This window comes from Psychrobacillus sp. FSL K6-1464, assembly GCF_038003145.1.
In the GTDB taxonomy this organism is placed as follows: Bacteria; Bacillota; Bacilli; order Bacillales_A; family Planococcaceae; genus Psychrobacillus; species Psychrobacillus psychrotolerans.
Genome location: NZ_JBBOOP010000001.1, coordinates 3,384,268 through 3,401,137 on the forward strand (window position 1 = coordinate 3,384,268; position 16,870 = coordinate 3,401,137).

The 16,870-nt window shown below is 36.2% G+C and carries 14 protein-coding genes; 9 read left to right on the plus strand and 5 right to left on the minus strand.

The window, feature by feature from the left end:
• Nucleotides 1-7: 7 nt before the first annotated feature.
• Entirely contained in the window at nucleotides 8-850 is an 843-nt protein-coding gene (locus MKX39_RS17175; protein ID WP_340763839.1) for a TetR/AcrR family transcriptional regulator, read from the plus strand.
• A gap of 93 nt (nucleotides 851-943) precedes the next feature.
• On the plus strand, nucleotides 944-1,519 hold the full coding sequence (locus tag MKX39_RS17180; RefSeq protein ID WP_340763841.1) for a hypothetical protein: 576 nt from the start codon (nucleotides 944-946) through the stop codon (nucleotides 1,517-1,519).
• 78 nt (nucleotides 1,520-1,597) lie between these two features.
• Here the strand turns inward: MKX39_RS17180 and MKX39_RS17185 are convergent, their stop codons facing one another.
• Nucleotides 1,598-2,617: an STAS domain-containing protein gene (locus tag MKX39_RS17185; protein ID WP_340770676.1), complete on the minus strand. Its 1,020-nt coding sequence runs from the start codon at nucleotides 2,615-2,617 to the stop codon at nucleotides 1,598-1,600.
• Nucleotides 2,618-2,729: 112 nt separating this feature from the next.
• Nucleotides 2,730-3,581 carry a GNAT family N-acetyltransferase gene (locus MKX39_RS17190; protein WP_340770678.1) on the minus strand — a complete coding sequence of 284 codons (852 nt, stop codon included), beginning with the start codon at nucleotides 3,579-3,581 and terminating at the stop codon, nucleotides 2,730-2,732.
• Nucleotides 3,582-3,649: 68 nt separating this feature from the next.
• On the opposite strand from MKX39_RS17190, the gene aroD reads away from it, so the two are divergent.
• Entirely contained in the window at nucleotides 3,650-4,405 is a 756-nt protein-coding gene (aroD, locus tag MKX39_RS17195) for a type I 3-dehydroquinate dehydratase (protein WP_340770680.1), read from the plus strand.
• Nucleotides 4,406-4,508: 103 nt separating this feature from the next.
• Here aroD and MKX39_RS17200 read toward each other — a convergent pair whose 3' ends face one another.
• Complete coding sequence (locus MKX39_RS17200) at nucleotides 4,509-5,930, minus strand: stalk domain-containing protein (RefSeq protein WP_340770683.1); 1,422 nt, start codon at nucleotides 5,928-5,930, stop codon at nucleotides 4,509-4,511.
• 129 nt (nucleotides 5,931-6,059) lie between these two features.
• Here MKX39_RS17200 and MKX39_RS17205 point away from each other — a divergent pair, with 129 nt between their 5' ends.
• The 4 genes from MKX39_RS17205 (at nucleotide 6,060) to asnB (ending at nucleotide 12,115) form a co-directional block, all read left to right on the plus strand.
• A complete protein-coding gene (locus MKX39_RS17205) occupies nucleotides 6,060-6,959 on the plus strand; it encodes an ABC transporter ATP-binding protein (protein ID WP_093537446.1) in 900 nt (299 codons plus the stop codon).
• Entirely contained in the window at nucleotides 6,952-8,190 is a 1,239-nt protein-coding gene (locus tag MKX39_RS17210) for an ABC transporter permease (RefSeq protein ID WP_340770685.1), read from the plus strand. Before MKX39_RS17205 ends, MKX39_RS17210 begins: the two co-directional genes overlap by 8 nt.
• Nucleotides 8,191-8,475: 285 nt before the next feature.
• Entirely contained in the window at nucleotides 8,476-10,161 is a 1,686-nt protein-coding gene (locus tag MKX39_RS17215; protein ID WP_340770688.1) for a methyl-accepting chemotaxis protein, read from the plus strand.
• A gap of 109 nt (nucleotides 10,162-10,270) precedes the next feature.
• Nucleotides 10,271-12,115, plus strand: a complete 1,845-nt coding sequence (gene asnB / locus MKX39_RS17220) for an asparagine synthase (glutamine-hydrolyzing) (protein ID WP_340770691.1) — start codon at nucleotides 10,271-10,273, stop codon at nucleotides 12,113-12,115.
• A gap of 112 nt (nucleotides 12,116-12,227) precedes the next feature.
• On the opposite strand, the gene MKX39_RS17225 is transcribed toward asnB, so the two are convergent.
• Entirely contained in the window at nucleotides 12,228-13,352 is a 1,125-nt protein-coding gene (locus MKX39_RS17225; RefSeq protein WP_340770693.1) for an N-acetyldiaminopimelate deacetylase, read from the minus strand.
• 11 nt (nucleotides 13,353-13,363) lie between these two features.
• Nucleotides 13,364-14,077 carry a 2,3,4,5-tetrahydropyridine-2,6-dicarboxylate N-acetyltransferase gene (gene dapD, locus MKX39_RS17230; RefSeq protein WP_093537441.1) on the minus strand — a complete coding sequence of 238 codons (714 nt, stop codon included), beginning with the start codon at nucleotides 14,075-14,077 and terminating at the stop codon, nucleotides 13,364-13,366.
• A 436-nt stretch (nucleotides 14,078-14,513) separates the two neighbouring features.
• On the opposite strand from dapD, the gene abc-f reads away from it, so the two are divergent.
• Together abc-f and MKX39_RS17240 are read left to right on the plus strand one after the other, a co-directional pair.
• Nucleotides 14,514-16,169 (plus strand): ribosomal protection-like ABC-F family protein, encoded by a 1,656-nt coding sequence (abc-f, locus tag MKX39_RS17235; RefSeq protein WP_340770695.1) that lies wholly within the window; start codon nucleotides 14,514-14,516, stop codon nucleotides 16,167-16,169.
• 165 nt (nucleotides 16,170-16,334) lie between these two features.
• The gene (locus MKX39_RS17240) at nucleotides 16,335-16,757 is read left to right on the plus strand and encodes a DUF4395 domain-containing protein (protein WP_340770697.1); all 423 of its coding nucleotides are present in this window, start codon (nucleotides 16,335-16,337) and stop codon (nucleotides 16,755-16,757) included.
• Nucleotides 16,758-16,870: the final 113 nt, after the last annotated feature.

Consider the following 16,870-nt stretch of genomic DNA (forward strand, 5'->3'; position numbering starts at 1 on the left):
GTTTTAAATGGGTAAAAAACAGTTAATTATGGAAAGAGCATTAGAGCTTTTTGCAGAACAAGGATTCGAACCAACCTCTGTTCAACAAATTACAGAACGTTGCGGTATTTCTAAAGGAGCATTTTATTTGTCTTTTAAATCTAAAGACGAATTGATAGTAGCATTAATCGATCAATTTATGAGTCAAATGATTTCAAATACTGACTACCAGGTCACTAACATGCAAAATAATGAATTATCATTATATAATTTTTACTTTACAATGTTTCAAGCCTCCCAAAAACATTCAAATTTCGCTAAAATTTTAATGAAGGAACAGTCACATTCTTTTAATAGCGAGCTTGTATTAAAGTTTCATGATTATGATAAGTTATTAGAGAAAACTATCCTAACCATGACAGAAAAGTTATTTGGAGAAAGAATCGAAAATACCAAATATGATTTAGTCTATTGTATTAAAGGTTTTATAAGTATCTATTCAGAGTTGATATTATTCAACAATGTTCCGGTAGATTTGGAACAACTTGCACAATCTTTAGTTGAAAAAACAAATTTACTTGCATCCGAGGTCACCATTCCATTTGTCACTAAAGAAATTTTTCAGCTCAGACGGTTGTCTAAAACAGAAATTACAAACGATCAATTGTTAGAAGTTCTAGAACAAAGTTTAAATGAAGCGGAAGAACCACTTGAACAAGAGTCTCTGAGTTTGTTAAAACAGCATTTATTGGAGCCCTCTCTTAGTCCCGCCCTAGTAGAAGGCCTGTTAAAAAATATTCAAGATTACCCTAATTGTAAATGGATTGCATTTTTGCTTCGTAATTATTTAAAGTTAAACTCTATTAAATAAGCATGCTTTATTGGAGATTATTACAAGGTTCGTACTGACATAAATCGGGTATTTTATACACAACACTTCAAATAATAAGAGAGTTGCGATAAAATGTTTGGTTTTTCAGATTTGCTTTCTTTAATAATTTCAGCTTTTATCATCTTGCCTATTGTTGTATTTTTGCGAGAAACGGGTTATTTAATAGTAAGTGAGATTTTCGGTGTAAAGAACCCCAGATTGACTATTGGATCTGGACCAAGACTTTTCAAATTTTGGATAATTGATGTACGAAAACATTATCATCTATTTAGTTGGTTTTCATACGATGCTCTAAAAAGAGAAAGTAAACTAGCGTATATATGTATATACGCAGGTCCTATTCTGATGAATCTGTCGGTAGCTCTAGTCCTAAACGCGTTATTGGCAAACGGTCTGTTAGAAGAATATCGAACATTTTGGGATCGCTTTGTGTTTTATGCGTTTTATTATGTTTTGTTCGATATTATTCCTATGAGAACTATAAATGGGATGCCAAACAATGGAATGATCATATACGAAATGCTTCGTTATGGAAAACGAACAGATTACAACCATGAACCCTTTATATACAAGACAACCGATATTGAAGAAGAATACCAAGAAACTCAAGAAGAAATAAGGCAGAAGTATAAAGACGAAAAATGGTAAGGAAATACGAAGAGCTAGACAAAAGGGTACTTACTTTACCCCAAACTTTGTCTAGCTCTTTTTGTATGACAGTAGAGTTTAAATTATCTTTCTTCCCATTTGCGCTAACGCATAGTGTATACCGTGCTGTAATGTTTGGAAGCAATCGAAGTTAGATAATTGAACATTTGACTGAGTAATAATAATACTTAACTGCGGGGAGATACCCACTAGTATCGTCGTCACACCTATTAAAGTGGAAGCTGACCCGATTTTTTCGATAAAACTTGCTGTATGTTGACTGATATTTTCATTCAGCCCTGTTAAATCAAGTACTACATACTTTGCCTTGTGTGAAGGTAAATTAGTTAATGTTTTCTCTAGTAATGCCTCTGAACGGTCTTCATCATACTTACCAATCAAAGGTACCACAACTATTCCATCCAACACGGGAATAATAGGTGATGAGAGTTCCTGTACTAATTCAGTTAAGTCCCTTACTTTATCCTCCACTACTGCTTCTAAATGAAGAATCTCATCCATTTCTGTTTTTCGAGCAAGCTGACCAATATTATGATTTACTGTAATAGTAGATGGGAAGTACTTTACTTCTGTAAATTCATCACCTTGTATTTGATCTTTTACTACCTCATACCACATATTTTCATTTAGAAGTCCAGAGAATATGCCAGCATAATGAGCAGGCATGTATTTTCCTCCCACCGACTTTTCTTGTGCTTTATTTATTTTGTATTCCCAGCTATTTTTAAATTTTGCAGTGAAGGTCTTTTCTTCGATATTTAGATTTTCTACTTTAGCTAATCCCCAGCCAGCGGAAGAATATGTGTTTGTAATAAGACCAACTGCTTCTGTAACACTTACGTTTTTCATATTTTGAAAGTACTCTCCCACCACTATCCCCTGGCGAAATCCTGTAGCTTCAAAAACTAAGTTTGATGCTTCATCCCCAGAAACCTCTTCAATTGTATCGAAGAAGGATTTCATCGCAGAGGAAACCCAGAAAAGAACAGCGTCCTGTTGTTCAAATAGAAACTCCCCTTTTTCCAGATCCCATTTAAAACTAATTCCACCTATATCAATACCTGCCTGTTTGTCCATTTATAAGACCCCTTTATATTTTCGAAATTATGTATGTACCAGTAAACTTCCTACACTAAAAGAGATTCTACTATAAATTTAGTTTACTACTATAAGGCATAAAAGGACAAAATTATATAGTTTCCAGCTTTAAATGAACAGAATCTACTAGCTTCTTATACCCAATTTCCTGATAAATTTTATTGGAGGTTGGATTGAGCATATCTGTATACAACACACAAAACTCAAATTCCTTTAATAACTCTTTACTCCCTGCCGCAACCACAGTTCTTCCATAACCTTTTCCTCGTTTTTCTGCTGGTGTAAAAACAAGTGAAACCGTAACCCCTTTTTTTGTTGGCCTAGCCTTTTTCATCATGGATACAACTTCCCCTTGGTTTTCCCAAAGAAAGACTTCATTACCCTCTAACATTTTATTCACACGTTTTTTTACTTCTACTGGAGCTGTCGTTGATAATCCAGTATCGCGTTCAAACTGGCTATACCATTTCTCTATTAGAAGTGCATCGTTAAGAGTTGCGTAACGCCATGATCCTGGACTCATTTTAAGGGACTCCTCTACTTGGTCCAGTCTATAAAGTCCTTGATCCATCATGAAAGAGTATGTTCCTCCTGTTTTTTCTTTCCACTTTTCCGCAAACATAATAGCCCATTCCTTTACACTGATGATGGATTCTACTCGTATGGAATGTTTAATCAATTCTGCGGTACATAAGTCAATACAAGCAGATATATGCTTTTTATCTACAAATACAATATTTAGGGGATGGGGAGGGGTCATTTGAAAAATTGCTAATAACTCACCTTCCTCTTCAATAGTTGCCATGTAAGGGTTATTGTATGCACCAGCTTTTATCCCGTTTAAAACACCAAGAAATAAGCTGAACTTATCCTCGTTTGTTTCCAAAAAAGGGGTTACTTTGCCCGCAAATTTCTCTACACTTTCATAATGCTGAAAATTCATATAATTGACCTCCTCTATATCTTTGTATGTTAATATAACTTAAAACACTAAGGAAGGGGTATACTTTTATGAAAGTTGTATCAATTCGAGATATCCATATAGGAATGGGTATTCCAAAAGTCTTTGTTCCCCTGATAGGAAGAACAATAGAAGAGCTTCTTTTAGAGATAAAAAGCCTTCAAACTAACTTCGAAATTATTGAATGGCGAGCGGACTTTTTAGAGGGAATTGAAGATATTAATAAAGTAAAAAAAACACTATCCACATTGCGAGAAGTACTATATCCAACCCCACTTCTATTTACTTTTAGAACACATCGTGAAGGTGGAAATAAAATAATAGAAGACTCCTACTACGAAACCCTTCTAGTAGAAGTGATGAAAACAAAAGAAGTTGATTTGATAGACGTGGAGTTGTTTTCCCCGAAAGTGACGGAAATAATGCAAGCAGCTAAAGGAACGGACGTTTTCATCATTATGTCTAATCACGACTTCGAAAAGACTCCCGCCAAGGAAGAAATCATATGGAGACTTAAAAGAATGCAAGAGTTAGATGCACATATACCTAAAATCGCTGTAATGCCAAACAATCCAACAGATGTTCTGACATTGCTAGATGCAACCTACACAATGTACTCCTTATATGCAAACCGTCCAATTATTACTATGGCTATGGCTTCTACTGGTGTAATTAGTCGACTCGCTGGAGAAGTTTTTGGCTCCGCCGCAACATTTGGTTCTGGTGTAGCTTCTTCTGCTCCAGGGCAAATTCCAGCTGTTGACCTTAAATATATTTTAGGGTTAATACATACAAAACAAGAGTAGCAGCTGTTCTCATTGTGCAGGAGTCACCGCCGGTAATTAGAAATTCATCATTAAATACTAATAAAACCCCACCCTTTTCTACTAGAAAAGGACGGGGTTTTGTTTATTTTAATATATCTAGGATTTCTTCTGATACATATGTTTTCTTATCTTTTAACACCGGTTTTTCTAAAAATAATTGTAGGCTCTTATTGTAACTAAAAGCTTTTGTATCACGAAAAATCTGGAAAGAACTGTTGCCTTTTAAAAGTGTTACTAACTTTTGCGTAGAAGTAGAATAGCTTTTTACTTCATATCCAAGTTGCTCTGCTACTTTACGAAGCGGAATCATTTTTGTCCCATTTTGTATAAAGTGATCATTTCCAATAATATGTTTTAAATCAGGCGAAAGATAATTTAGAGCAACAACCTTCAATGGAGTTGTTTGGTCGGGTACGCCTTCCATCCCTCTTTTAGTAACAGCATAAAAGACAATAAGCTCTTTTTCCACTAAATCCTCCTGAGTTATTACTTCGTTTTTCTCATTACGCAATTCGGTTTCTTCGGAAATAGTTAACTGAAGTTCTCGATCTAAACTAATCATATCTTGGTCAAACTTCGCCACTTTCACAAAACTAAATTCTTCTTTGCCAGGAACAAAGAGAAATTCCGGAGTTATTTGTGCTGGATAAATTAAAATCATTGGCTTGTTTTTATCATAATAAGCCTCTATTTTCTGCCCTATTTGGAAAGACTCTTTTTTAACTGTCTCTGCGGTTGTTCCTTTAAACAATCGTACATTTTTATCAAGTGTGAAGATAGTCGTAATTGGCTCATCCTCTTCTGTCACTACCGTAAGCGCTAACTTATTTTTATCGTTTGTTATTTCTGTTATAACACCTGAAAATTTTATGAAGTTGGACGTATCACTAACTTCACCAGGTGAGGACATAGCTACTATTTTAATAGGAGCTGTTTGAGCAGGAATGCTTTTAGTAGCCATCGTATAGAATACAATAAGCTCTTTTCCGCTTAAGTCTGCTCTTGCTATTTTTTCTCCGTCGGTATTTTCTAGAATTGTTTTGTCATCTACATTCAAATTCAATTCATTGTCTAAACTACGAAGCTCTTCATCAAATTTCCCTACTTTAACAGAACCGAATGTTTTAGCATCATGCACAATAACTAATTCGGGTGAAATTTGTGCTGGATATATCATAATCATCGGTTTATCTTTATCATAATAGGCGTCTATTTGTTGACCTTTTTGAAACGCCACTTTTTCCATTTCCTTCGTGGATCCACTACTGTATACCATTGTTTCATCCGTTACGTTGTAAAAAGTAATCTGCGGCTCTTTACCATTTGTTTCTACCGTTAAAGTAACAGTTCCCTTTTTTTCTTCCACTTTTGTTATAACCCCGGTTGCTTTTATAAAGTTAGTCGTTTCTACTTTTGCTTCATCACTTTGTGCAAAGGCAGAACCTTGGCTCCATACAAGCCCGAACATTAAAATCATTACGAAAGCTCCGTATATTTTCTTCATCCAATCACTCCTCTTTTTTCTTCTCTTTCCATTTGACGGAGTAATTTACAAAAACGTTACAAATTAAATGAAACATTCTTTAAGTTGTTTCGTATAAAGTTTAAAGAGAAAAAAGATAGGAGTTTGAATATGACGTTATCAATAAGCCAAGTAACTAAGAAATATCAAGACTTCGTAGCTGTTAACAGTTTGTCCTTTACAATTGAAAAGGGAGAAATATTTGGACTGATCGGTCAGAATGGTGCTGGTAAAACTACAACATTTCGTATGATTTTAGACTTACAGGAAACAACTGAAGGTAGCATTATGTGGAATGGCCAACATATAAATTCCATTAATAGAGATATTCTAGGCTACTTACCTGAAGAGCGAGGCATCTTCCCTGCCATGACTGTGGAAGACCAACTATACTTTTTTGGCGAGTTAAGAGGAAAGCTTAAAAAAGATCTAAAAAAAGAAGTAGATTACTGGATTGATCGTTTTGAATTAGACGATAAGCGAAAAGCAAAAGCAGAAACCTTATCCAAAGGAAACCAGCAAAAAGTCCAATTAATCGCAAGCTTTATACATCAACCAGAGTTCCTTATATTAGATGAACCTTTTAGTGGCTTGGATCCAGTAAATATGGATTTGCTAAAGTCTGCAATTCTAGACCTAAAGCATAAAGGAACAACTATACTATTTTCTAGTCACCAAATGGATAATGTCGAAGAACTTTGTGACCATTTATGCCTATTAAAACGTGGCGTATCCTTGTTTACTGGAAGTTTACTAGATTTGAAGAAACAATACGGAAAAACGAAGTTAACTATACGTACAGAAATTCCTAAAGAAGTACTAGCAGGACTACATGGTGTACGAGATGTTCAAACAGGCAGAGATCAATACACACTAACACTTGAGGATGAATCGTATGCACAGCCTATTTTTGACTATGTATCTAATGGCAAATACATAGAAAAATTTAGTTTGGATTATTTATCATTAGATGAAATATTCAAAGATAAGGTAGGTGCTAAGCATGTCTAAATTCTGGTTGTTAGTTAAGCAACTTTACGTTCAAAAAGTCAAAGCAAAATCATTTATATTTTCTATCATTTTATATGTGGCGGTGATCAGTGGTGTTATGTTCTGGTCAGACATTAAGGAGGCATTTTTTCAAGAAGACGCTCTACAAATAGCTCTTATTAACGAAACAGATGTGGAAATTGAGTCATTATTTGAGTCGACTAGCGATCTAGAATTCAGCTTTCCAACAGATAATCTTGAAAAAGTAGAAAAACAAGTAGTTGACGGGGACTTCGCGGCTGTCATTTTCGTGGAAGATCAAGATAATTCACTCACAGCAGAAATTGCCACCTTCGAACCGCTGACATTTAATGATCAGCTAAGCCTTTCTTCTACCCTTCAATACGCGGGCAAAATATATGAAGTGCAGCAGCTAAATTTAACTGCAGAAGAAGCGGATAAAATTCTGCAATCTGAAACTATCATTACGATGAAAAATCTGAATGAACAATCTGTCTCAGGTAAAAGTGAGGATGAGAAAGCTGCTGGAATTGGTGCTTCCTTTTTAGTAGGTTTTCTAATTTATTCATTTGTTATGACCTTCTTATCGATGATTACAACGGATGTTGCTTCCGAAAAAGGTTCGCGTGTTCTTGAAGTTTTACTTGCTAGCGTGAAACCAGCTACACATTTTATGGCGAAATTAACTGGAACGTTTCTTTTAGCGTTAACACAAATTGGGGGATTATTACTCGTTCAAGGATTGTTATTCGCATTTATTGACGGAGGCTCAAAATGGGATGTTGTACAGGAAATCGCCAATGAACTATCTCTTGCATTTATCGGATATTCAGTAGCCTTTTTATTGATCACAATCATTTTATATTTGATATTGGGTGCATTATTAGGGTCGTTAGTATCCAAAGTAGAGGAATCGAGTCAAGCAATGATGCCAGCGATGATGGTTGGAATTATTGGTTTTTACGTGCTAATCTCTGGAATGGCTAGTCCTGATACGATGCTCATAAAAGTGTTCTCCTATATTCCGTTTACGTCGGGTATGGTCATGCCACTACGAATTGGCGCCACTGACATATCTACATTCGAACCAATTTTGTCCATGGCTATATTAATAGTAACTGTAGTTCTTATGTTCCTGCTAAGCTTGTCCTTCTATAAACGAAGTGTACTAACTTATAGTAGTGGAGGAATAATCCAAAAAATTAAGACCGTGCTTAAAGTAACAACATAAGAAAAGCGTCGCAAAAGTTAAAACTTTTGCGACGCTTTTTTGTGTATACAGTTGAAGTAATATATGTAAAGTAGTGCATTTTTTAAAGTTAATAATATAGACCTATTACCTAATTATCGTCACGTATATGGAAATTTACAGTATTCCTTTGAAATTTCACAAATAAATCTTATTTTTTTATTATTAATATTATTCTTAAATAATCTTATTGACCTACCAATTAAGACACATATAGTATATAAGTAACAAATAAATATTTTATAGCTCATATTGGAGGAAACTACTATGTCTATTAAGACAAAACTTTATTCTGGCTTTGGTGTTTTAGTCGCTATTCTAATACTAACTTCAGTAATAGCATTCACACAATTAACTAAGGTTGATAATCAATACACTTTTCTTATTGAAGATCGAGTTTACAAACTACTTCAGGTAGATGAAATTTTAAATGCATCATCGCTTCAAGGGTTATACTTGCGTTCATACATTCTTGCCCCCTCCGATGAAACACTTAAAAATTTAGAAGAACAACAAACTCTAATCCATGCAAAAACAGAGGAATTAAAAAAAATTATTAATGTTCCTTCTAATGTAGAACAGCTTCAACTTTTAACCGAAAGTCAACTTAAATTCGAAGAAGCTGCGGAAGAGATACTTTCTGGTTTCGTAGCAACCGATTTAGATTCTGCCACTCAAATATTAGCTGAAAAAGCACGACCTGCTAACGAAGGAATACAAAGCGCAGTAAATACAATCGCAAAATTTCAATCTGGCGAAGTAGATAAAGGAAGCAAAGAGTCCACAGAAGCAGCTAATTTTACAAAAATATTGATAGTAGTTGTTGCTATTATCGCAACTATCTTTGCTATCATAGTTGGAATATTTATTACTTCCTCAATCACTCGTCCAGTTAACCGTTTAGCTTCTGCAGCAGCAATTATTGCAGGAGGCGATCTAAGTCAAGACGACGTTGTTGTTAAAACAAAAGATGAAATCGCTAAGTTAGCTGATTCATTTAACTTAATGAAAAAGAATCTCCATGGTCTTATTGCTAACGTATCAATCAATGTACAACAGACAACTGCAGCTTCAGAAGAGTTAGCAGCAAGTACAGATGAAGTTTCTATTTCTTCTAACGATGTTGCTACGCGTATAGAAACTATGGCTGAAGGTAGTAGTCATTCCGCTGAAATGGGTAGAGAAAGCTCTCTTGCTATGGATGAAACTGCACACGGAGTACAAAGAATTGCTGAAGCGACGCAAAGTCTTCACTCGAAAGCTATTGATACGCAGACTGTTGCAACTGACGGCGAAAAAACATTGAAAACTGCTGAGGAGCAGATGGCAGTTATTCAAAAATCTTCTCGCGAAACAAGCGAACGTATTAAGCAGCTAAGTATTCAATCAGCTGAAATTGAAAGTATTACAAAAGTTATTACAAATATAACCGAACAAACAAATTTATTGGCATTGAATGCAGCTATTGAAGCGGCTCGTGCAGGAGAACATGGTAAAGGATTTGCAGTAGTCGCAGATGAAGTAAGAAAACTTGCGGAGGAATCGAAAAACTCTGCTAGTCAAATTACAGAGTTAACTGCTTTGATCCAACAGGATACAAAACTAGTGGAAAATGCAGTTAACATTACTGTACAGAATGTAGATCAAGGAGTTAACTATATTCAAAATGCACAAAGAGCATTTGATAATATTATGGGCTCGATACAAGAAATGTCTTCTCAAATTGAAGAGGTCTCTGCTTCAACTGAGGAAATCTCTGCAAGCACAGAAGAAGTTTCTGCTTCCGTTAATGAAATGTCTTCCGCGGCAACTAATGCAGCTGAACAATCTGAAATGATTGCTGCTGCTGTAGAGGAGCAAACTGCAACTATCCAAGAGATCACTTCCGTTGCGAAGTCTTTAAGTGAAGGTGCAATGGTAGTTCAGGAAGAAATTAATAAATTTAAAATTTAATTAATATACTAAAGACAATCGTTAGGTGTGAAAAACCTGTGTGATTGTCTTTTTTGATACAATTTTCCACCTCTTGCATAAAATAATGGATGAAAGAAGGGATGCATATATGTGTGGAATTACTGGTTGGATTCATTTCCAAAGGGATTTGAGAAACGAATTATCAGCAGTTGCTAAAATGACGGAAACCTTAAAGAAGCGTGGCCCAGATGACGATAATATTTGGAATTCTCCGCACGCCATATTTGGACATCGCCGTTTAACAGTAGTAGATCCAGTCGGCGGAAAGCAACCGATGACTAAAACCTATCATTCTAATGAATATACACTTACGTATAATGGAGAATTATATAATACAGAGGATCTCCGAAGAGAATTATTGAAACGTGGGCATAGCTTCTCTGGTCATTCAGATACAGAGGTATTATTGACCTCCTATATAGAATGGAAGGAAAATTGTGTTGACCATTTTAATGGAATATTCGCATTTGCTATATGGGATGAGTCGGAGCAAAAAGTGTTTATAGCGCGCGATCGCCTTGGAGTGAAACCACTTTTTTATACAGAAAAAAACGGGGGCTTCCTATTTGGTTCTGAGCAAAAGTCGCTCTTTGCCCATCCTGCTATTTCCCCTATCATTAATAGAAATGGTCTAGCCGAAATCATTGGACTAGGTCCCTCACGTACCCCTGGTTCTGGCGTGTACCAGGATATACATGAATTACGCCCTGCCCATGCACTCAGTTTAACTCGCAACGGCATTCGGACTTGGCGTTACTGGAATGTAGAAAGCAAGGAACATACAGATTCTTTAGATGAAACTACGGAAAAGGTTCATTCATTAGTAACCGATGCTGTAGAAAGACAACTTGTATCAGACGTTCCCCTTTGCACATTCCTATCTGGAGGTTTGGACTCCAGTATTATCACTTCAATAGCAGCCAAATCCTATTCTCAGGATTCCAAATCCCCACTGCATACGTACTCCATCGACTATCAAGATAATGACCATCATTTTAAAGGTAATACTTTTCAACCTTCAAGCGATCTTCCATGGATACAAAAAGTGACGGACCATTTAGAAACGGACCATCATTTTTCTATTATTACCCAACAAAAACTAGCAGAGTATTTAAGAGAGGCTGTTCACGTAAGGGATCTTCCAGGCATGGCCGATATCGATTCTTCTTTACTATGGTTCTGCCGAGAAATAAAACAGGACTTTACGGTAGGTTTATCTGGAGAATGTGCGGATGAAATATTTGGTGGCTACCCCTGGTTTTACCAAATAGGAAATGCAGAAAAAGGGTTTCCTTGGATACGATCTACTAGTGAACGCTTCCAGTTATTGAATGATAGTTGGCAAGGTAAATTAAATATTGAAGAATATGTACAAAATGCATATGACACTACTTTAGCTGAAACTCCTCTTTTGGAAGGCGAATCAGAAATTGACGCAAAAAGACGCGCATTATTTTATATGAATATGATGTGGTTTATGACGACCTTGTTAGATAGGAAAGATCGTATGAGTATGGGGGCTAGCTTAGAGGTGCGTGTACCCTTTGCGGACCATCGACTGGTAGAGTATGCATGGAATATTCCATGGGAATACAAGATGGTCGGCAATCAGGAAAAAGGCATATTACGAAAGGCATTTGAAGGCAGTCTGCCATTTGATGTACTTTATCGTAAAAAGAGTCCATACCCAAAAACACATAATCCTGTTTATACAGCTATTGTGAGTAATTTGTTGAAAGAGCAATTACAAGACAAAAACTCTATTCTACACGAACTGTTCCAAAAGCAACGTTTAGCTGATCTTGTCGAATCCAACGGAGAAGCATTTAAAGTACCCTGGTTTGGCCAGTTAATGTCTGGACCGCAGCTTCTGGCATACTTGGTACAGATGGATATTTGGTTTAAAGAATGTAATGTTCAACTAGTGGATTAAAAGATACTAACCAAATAGAATGGAATATATTTACCGGCCCCTTGAGTAAGTGCATGATGAAAGCAAGTAAATTAAAAAGGATTTACTCTGTACTAAACAGAGTAAATCCTTTTTAGTTTGAAATTTTACGGAAATAGGCATCTATAAATGGAACTAGATAGTCTATCACAGCTTCATCGGGACTGAGCTTTGGATGATGCAGTCCATATGATGAGTTAACTCCAGCCCAAAATAGCAGACCTGGTATTTCTTGAAGGAAATAACCAAAGTCTTCACCAGTCATAGCCGCATCACATAAAATGGCATTCGTTGCTGAATGTACTTCCGCATAGGCTAAAAACTCGTTCGCAAGTAGCTCATCATTTTTCACCTGATAGTAGGACGAACCGTAGTCTATCTGAACAGAGCATTCAAAAGCAATTTCTGTCGCTCGACAAAACGACTCGATCTTCTCTTTAATAATCGCCATCGTATCTGCATCCATCGTACGAATAGTTCCCTCTAGCCTAGCGTGACCAGAAATAATATTTTGTACTGTTCCAGAAGTGAACTTCCCAATCGTAAGAACCGCTGGGTCCATAGGATTGATAGAACGACTTACAATCGTTTGTAATTGCAATAATAGTGTAGCTGCTGCAACAGACATATCTCTCGCCTGATGCGGAAATGCCGCATGCCCTTCCTTTCCAATTACATCAATAAATAATTCAGATGTATTAGCAAAAAGTAAACCTGGACGAGTGGCTACTGTTCCAACAGGATATTCAGGTGCTACATGAAAGGCAAATATTTTATCGGGCATTAAAGTCGTTTGTTCTTCTTTTAACCATTCTCGCATTGGAAGTGCACCTCCGGGACTTTCCTCTGCTGGTTGAAATAGAATAACTACATGATCCTTGATAGGGTTTTCTACTAGTTTCCTAAGTAAACCAAGGGCCACCGTCATATGAACGTCATGACCACAAGCATGCATTTTACCAGGATGGCTAGATTCAAATGGAAGTCCAGTCACCTCCGTAATCGGTAGACCATCTATATCCGTCCTCCAACCAATCGTTTGTGTAGGTTCTGTTCCCTCTACTTTTACGACAATCCCTGTTTTCCAAGTAATTATGGTTAGTCTATCTTGTGGAAGCGCACGAATTTGTTCCAATAAATAACTTTGTGTTTTTACTTCTTCAAAACCTAATTCAGGTATGCGATGTAAATCTCTCCGAATATCTTGTAAGGTTTTCATCAGCCACCAACTTACAACTGACGTAATTCTTGCATAATTTCCGTTTTCGATCTTGTTTGATCATCTATTTCTTTAATGACTTTTGCAGGTGCTCCTACAGCTACAGTATATGGAGGGATATCCTTAGTAACTATGGCACCTGCAGCTACAACTGCACCTTTACCAACTCTACATCCTTCAAGAACTACCACGTTCGCACCAATCATTACGTCATCTTCTATAATTACCGGAGTTGCAGAAGGTGGCTCAATTACTCCTGCTAACACTGCGCCAGCACCAATATGACAGTTTTTCCCTACAGTTGCGCGTCCACCTAGAACTGCGCCCATATCAATCATCGTACCTTCACCAATAACTGCACCAATATTAATAAGTGCGCCCATCATAATAACACTATTATCTCCAATACTAACTTGATCTCGAATAATTGCACCTGGCTCGATACGTGCGTTTATCCCCTTTAGGTCCAAAAGTGGAATAGCGGAGTTACGACTTTCATTCTCCACCACTACATCATCAATTTGATTTTTATATTCATTTAAAACGGATTCAATTTCAGACCATTCTCCAAATAATACTAGAGAATTTCCCTCCCCAAAAACTTTTGTATGTTCCCCGAAAGAAATCTGATCTATGCCGTTTCCTTTTATGTATACTTTCACTTGCGTTGATTTTTTAGCGTGTTGAATATATGAAATAATTTCATGTGCATCTAATTGTTTCATTCTCCATACCTCCTCAAATATGTATTCATTCTACAGGAGTTTTTATTAAAAATCACGAATTTAAATACATTTCACGAAATATAATGTAAAATTAATATTTTCAATTAACTCTTTCCATATGTCACTTGTTTCTACCCGTTTTCTAGGCAAATCCGCAAAAAATATGCTATAATTCAATTAACAAATTTGAAGGGACGATGGGTGGACTATGATTATATAATCTTATTTCTTGCATAATATTTGCTGCTTCATGCAGAAAAAAATATTTTATACGCAAACGGAAATAGGATTAGTCTGCCCATTATTCTTACAATACGTACGGTATTCTCTACATAGCACTGAATATGTAGTGTTTTTCGTATATGCTTTATGGTCAGCAACATCCTTCCGTATTATTCGGAGGGATTTTTTTATTCCTCCAAAAGGAGTTGTTTGTATGACACTATTAGGAAAACTAAATGATATAAGTATTATTTTTGGCGACGATGTAATCTTAAAGAATGTAAAAGGAGATATACAAGCAGATGTAGTTATTGGAATTGTTGGTGGAAACGGACAAGGTAAGTCTTCGTTACTCACGATTCTTTCCAATGAAGTCCTTCCTATTAGCGGAAGGGTTGAATGGATCGGAACTCCCCCTTCTATAAGCTACTTTCAGCAAGAAGATGAGCACTTTAGTGAAAAAGAAGATGAACTTGATAAGCTAGCCGCTTTAAGTAAATGGACTGTTCCAGAAGGAAGAGAATATGCACAACTGAGTGGCGGCGAAAAGATGAAAAGAAGATTATCTCGTGCATTCGCAGAGAATTCTCAAGTCTTACTTTTAGATGAACCAACAAATCATTTGGATCAGGAGAGCTTATCCTACTTAAGGAAACAGATTCTCACTTATAATGGCACGATCATTCTAGTTTCTCACGATCGGTACTTCTTAGATGAGGTAGCGGATTATATTTGGGAAGTTGAAAATAAAAAACTGACGGCATACGCTGGGAACTATTCGACTTATAGGGATAGAAAAGCAGAAAAAATCCTGACACAACAAAGACTTTATGATGCGCAACAATCAAAAATACAGCAAGTGGAAAGGCAAATTACCGAACTGAAAAACTGGTCATCCAAAGCACATGCGGATTCTACCAAGCATGAATTCAACAAGGAGTATTATCGAGTTAAAGCTAAAAAAATGGATGTGCAAATACGCTCCAAAAAGAAAAGGCTAGAACTGGAACTTACTAAAAACACTGTCGATAAACCTGATAAAGAAAAAGATGTGTCTTTTTCCATTGAAGGAAACAAGAAAAAAGGTAAACGCATCATCGAAGCAAAAGGTCTTAGAAAAGAATTTAAAAATAGTACACTCTTCCAACCTACTTCTTTCACCATACAAGCTCAAGAACGCGTAGGGTTATTAGGTTCTAACGGTAGTGGAAAATCAACATTTTTTCGCATGCTATTAGGAGAAGAAAGTTATCAAGGAGATCTTTGGAAAACCGAATCTATGAATATTGGCTATTTACGCCAAACCGTGTTCGACTTACCTGAAAACCTAACACCATTTGAATTTTTTGGACCGACTGACTTTGAGATAAGAGGACTTATCCAAACACTAATGACTAACTTAGGCTTTTCAAAAGAACACTGGACGCGGCCTATATCAACAATGAGTATGGGAGAGCGGGTGAAGCTGAAGCTAATGGAGTTCATGCTCGACCAAAAAGATGTCTTACTATTAGACGAACCAACAAACCATTTAGATCTCCCTTCTCGTGAACAGTTAGAAAAAACACTTTCTACTTTTCCAGGCACTATTTTACTTGTGACACATGACCGATATTTCTTAGAAAAGTTAACAAATAAATTGCTGATTTTTGAAAATGAATCGATTCGAAAGGTAGAAATGAACTATAACGAATGGATGCATAGAAACAATGAGTCTTCACTTGAAAAACAACTCTTAACACTAGAAACAGAACGGCAGGCAGTTCTCGGCAAACTCAGTTTCCTAAAAAATAATGACCCTAAGTATAGTGAACTCGATGTACAATTCAATGAACTAACTAAGAAAATAAACGACTTAAAAAAGAAATAATATAGAAGGCAGCTCCTATCTTGAAGTTACTTTTATTGTATTTGTCGTTTCAAATCACATCTTATCAATTTCCCAGGAAATATGATTATATATGTCCCTCTATTTACTTTCATGGACTATCAACATATAATAATATAAAATCCGATAAGAAAAGTAGGTTTTAAAATGAAAACAATTCCTAAACCACTTGTAATGCTCAACCAATGGACTATTGTTTTATCTGTAATCATTGCTCTTCTAACTCAATCTGCGTGGATATTACTTATTCCGTTAGTTGCAAATTTATCCAGTCTATTAACAGGTTTCCATCCAATTCTAGTTGTAGCCAAAAGGTGGTTCTTGTCTAAACCTGCCTCTCAATATATTCAAGAAGATTATGCACAACTAAGATTTAATCAGTGGCTGGCAGTTGGTTTCTTGTTAGTAGCTACAATTAGCTACATTCTAAACTGGTCGTTATTATTTAATATCGCAACTATTATGGTTGGCCTTGCCGCTTCCATTGCAATAGCAGGATTTTGTATTGGTTGTTTCATCCGATTCCAGTTTCAACAGTGGAACTATCGTAGAAAGAAATCGGCAGCTTAACCAGAAGGACAGAATCCCTAGGTCAGCACCGGAGCTAAACAGACGCTGGCTTCGCTATTAAGAAAAACAGCCTTTCCTTCGAAAATGGAAAGGCTGTTTATTTGTCTTCCCAT

What these genes read in the sequence shown, in the direction of transcription:
- MKX39_RS17205 (WP_093537446.1), top strand. Translation starts at nt 6,060, where the DNA reads ATGACGTTATCAATAAGCCAAGTAACTAAGAAATATCAAGACTTCGTA.
- MKX39_RS17240 (WP_340770697.1), top strand. Translation starts at nt 16,335, where the DNA reads ATGAAAACAATTCCTAAACCACTTGTAATGCTCAACCAATGGACTATT.
- MKX39_RS17180 (WP_340763841.1), top strand. Translation starts at nt 944, where the DNA reads ATGTTTGGTTTTTCAGATTTGCTTTCTTTAATAATTTCAGCTTTTATC.
- MKX39_RS17175 (WP_340763839.1), top strand. Translation starts at nt 8, where the DNA reads ATGGGTAAAAAACAGTTAATTATGGAAAGAGCATTAGAGCTTTTTGCA.
- MKX39_RS17200 (WP_340770683.1), bottom strand. Translation starts at nt 5,930, where the DNA reads ATGAAGAAAATATACGGAGCTTTCGTAATGATTTTAATGTTCGGGCTT.
- asnB (WP_340770691.1), top strand. Translation starts at nt 10,271, where the DNA reads ATGTGTGGAATTACTGGTTGGATTCATTTCCAAAGGGATTTGAGAAAC.
- abc-f (WP_340770695.1), top strand. Translation starts at nt 14,514, where the DNA reads ATGACACTATTAGGAAAACTAAATGATATAAGTATTATTTTTGGCGAC.
- MKX39_RS17185 (WP_340770676.1), bottom strand. Translation starts at nt 2,617, where the DNA reads ATGGACAAACAGGCAGGTATTGATATAGGTGGAATTAGTTTTAAATGG.
- MKX39_RS17225 (WP_340770693.1), bottom strand. Translation starts at nt 13,352, where the DNA reads ATGAAAACCTTACAAGATATTCGGAGAGATTTACATCGCATACCTGAA.
- MKX39_RS17215 (WP_340770688.1), top strand. Translation starts at nt 8,476, where the DNA reads ATGTCTATTAAGACAAAACTTTATTCTGGCTTTGGTGTTTTAGTCGCT.
- dapD (WP_093537441.1), bottom strand. Translation starts at nt 14,077, where the DNA reads ATGAAACAATTAGATGCACATGAAATTATTTCATATATTCAACACGCT.
- MKX39_RS17210 (WP_340770685.1), top strand. Translation starts at nt 6,952, where the DNA reads ATGTCTAAATTCTGGTTGTTAGTTAAGCAACTTTACGTTCAAAAAGTC.
- aroD (WP_340770680.1), top strand. Translation starts at nt 3,650, where the DNA reads ATGAAAGTTGTATCAATTCGAGATATCCATATAGGAATGGGTATTCCA.
- MKX39_RS17190 (WP_340770678.1), bottom strand. Translation starts at nt 3,581, where the DNA reads ATGAATTTTCAGCATTATGAAAGTGTAGAGAAATTTGCGGGCAAAGTA.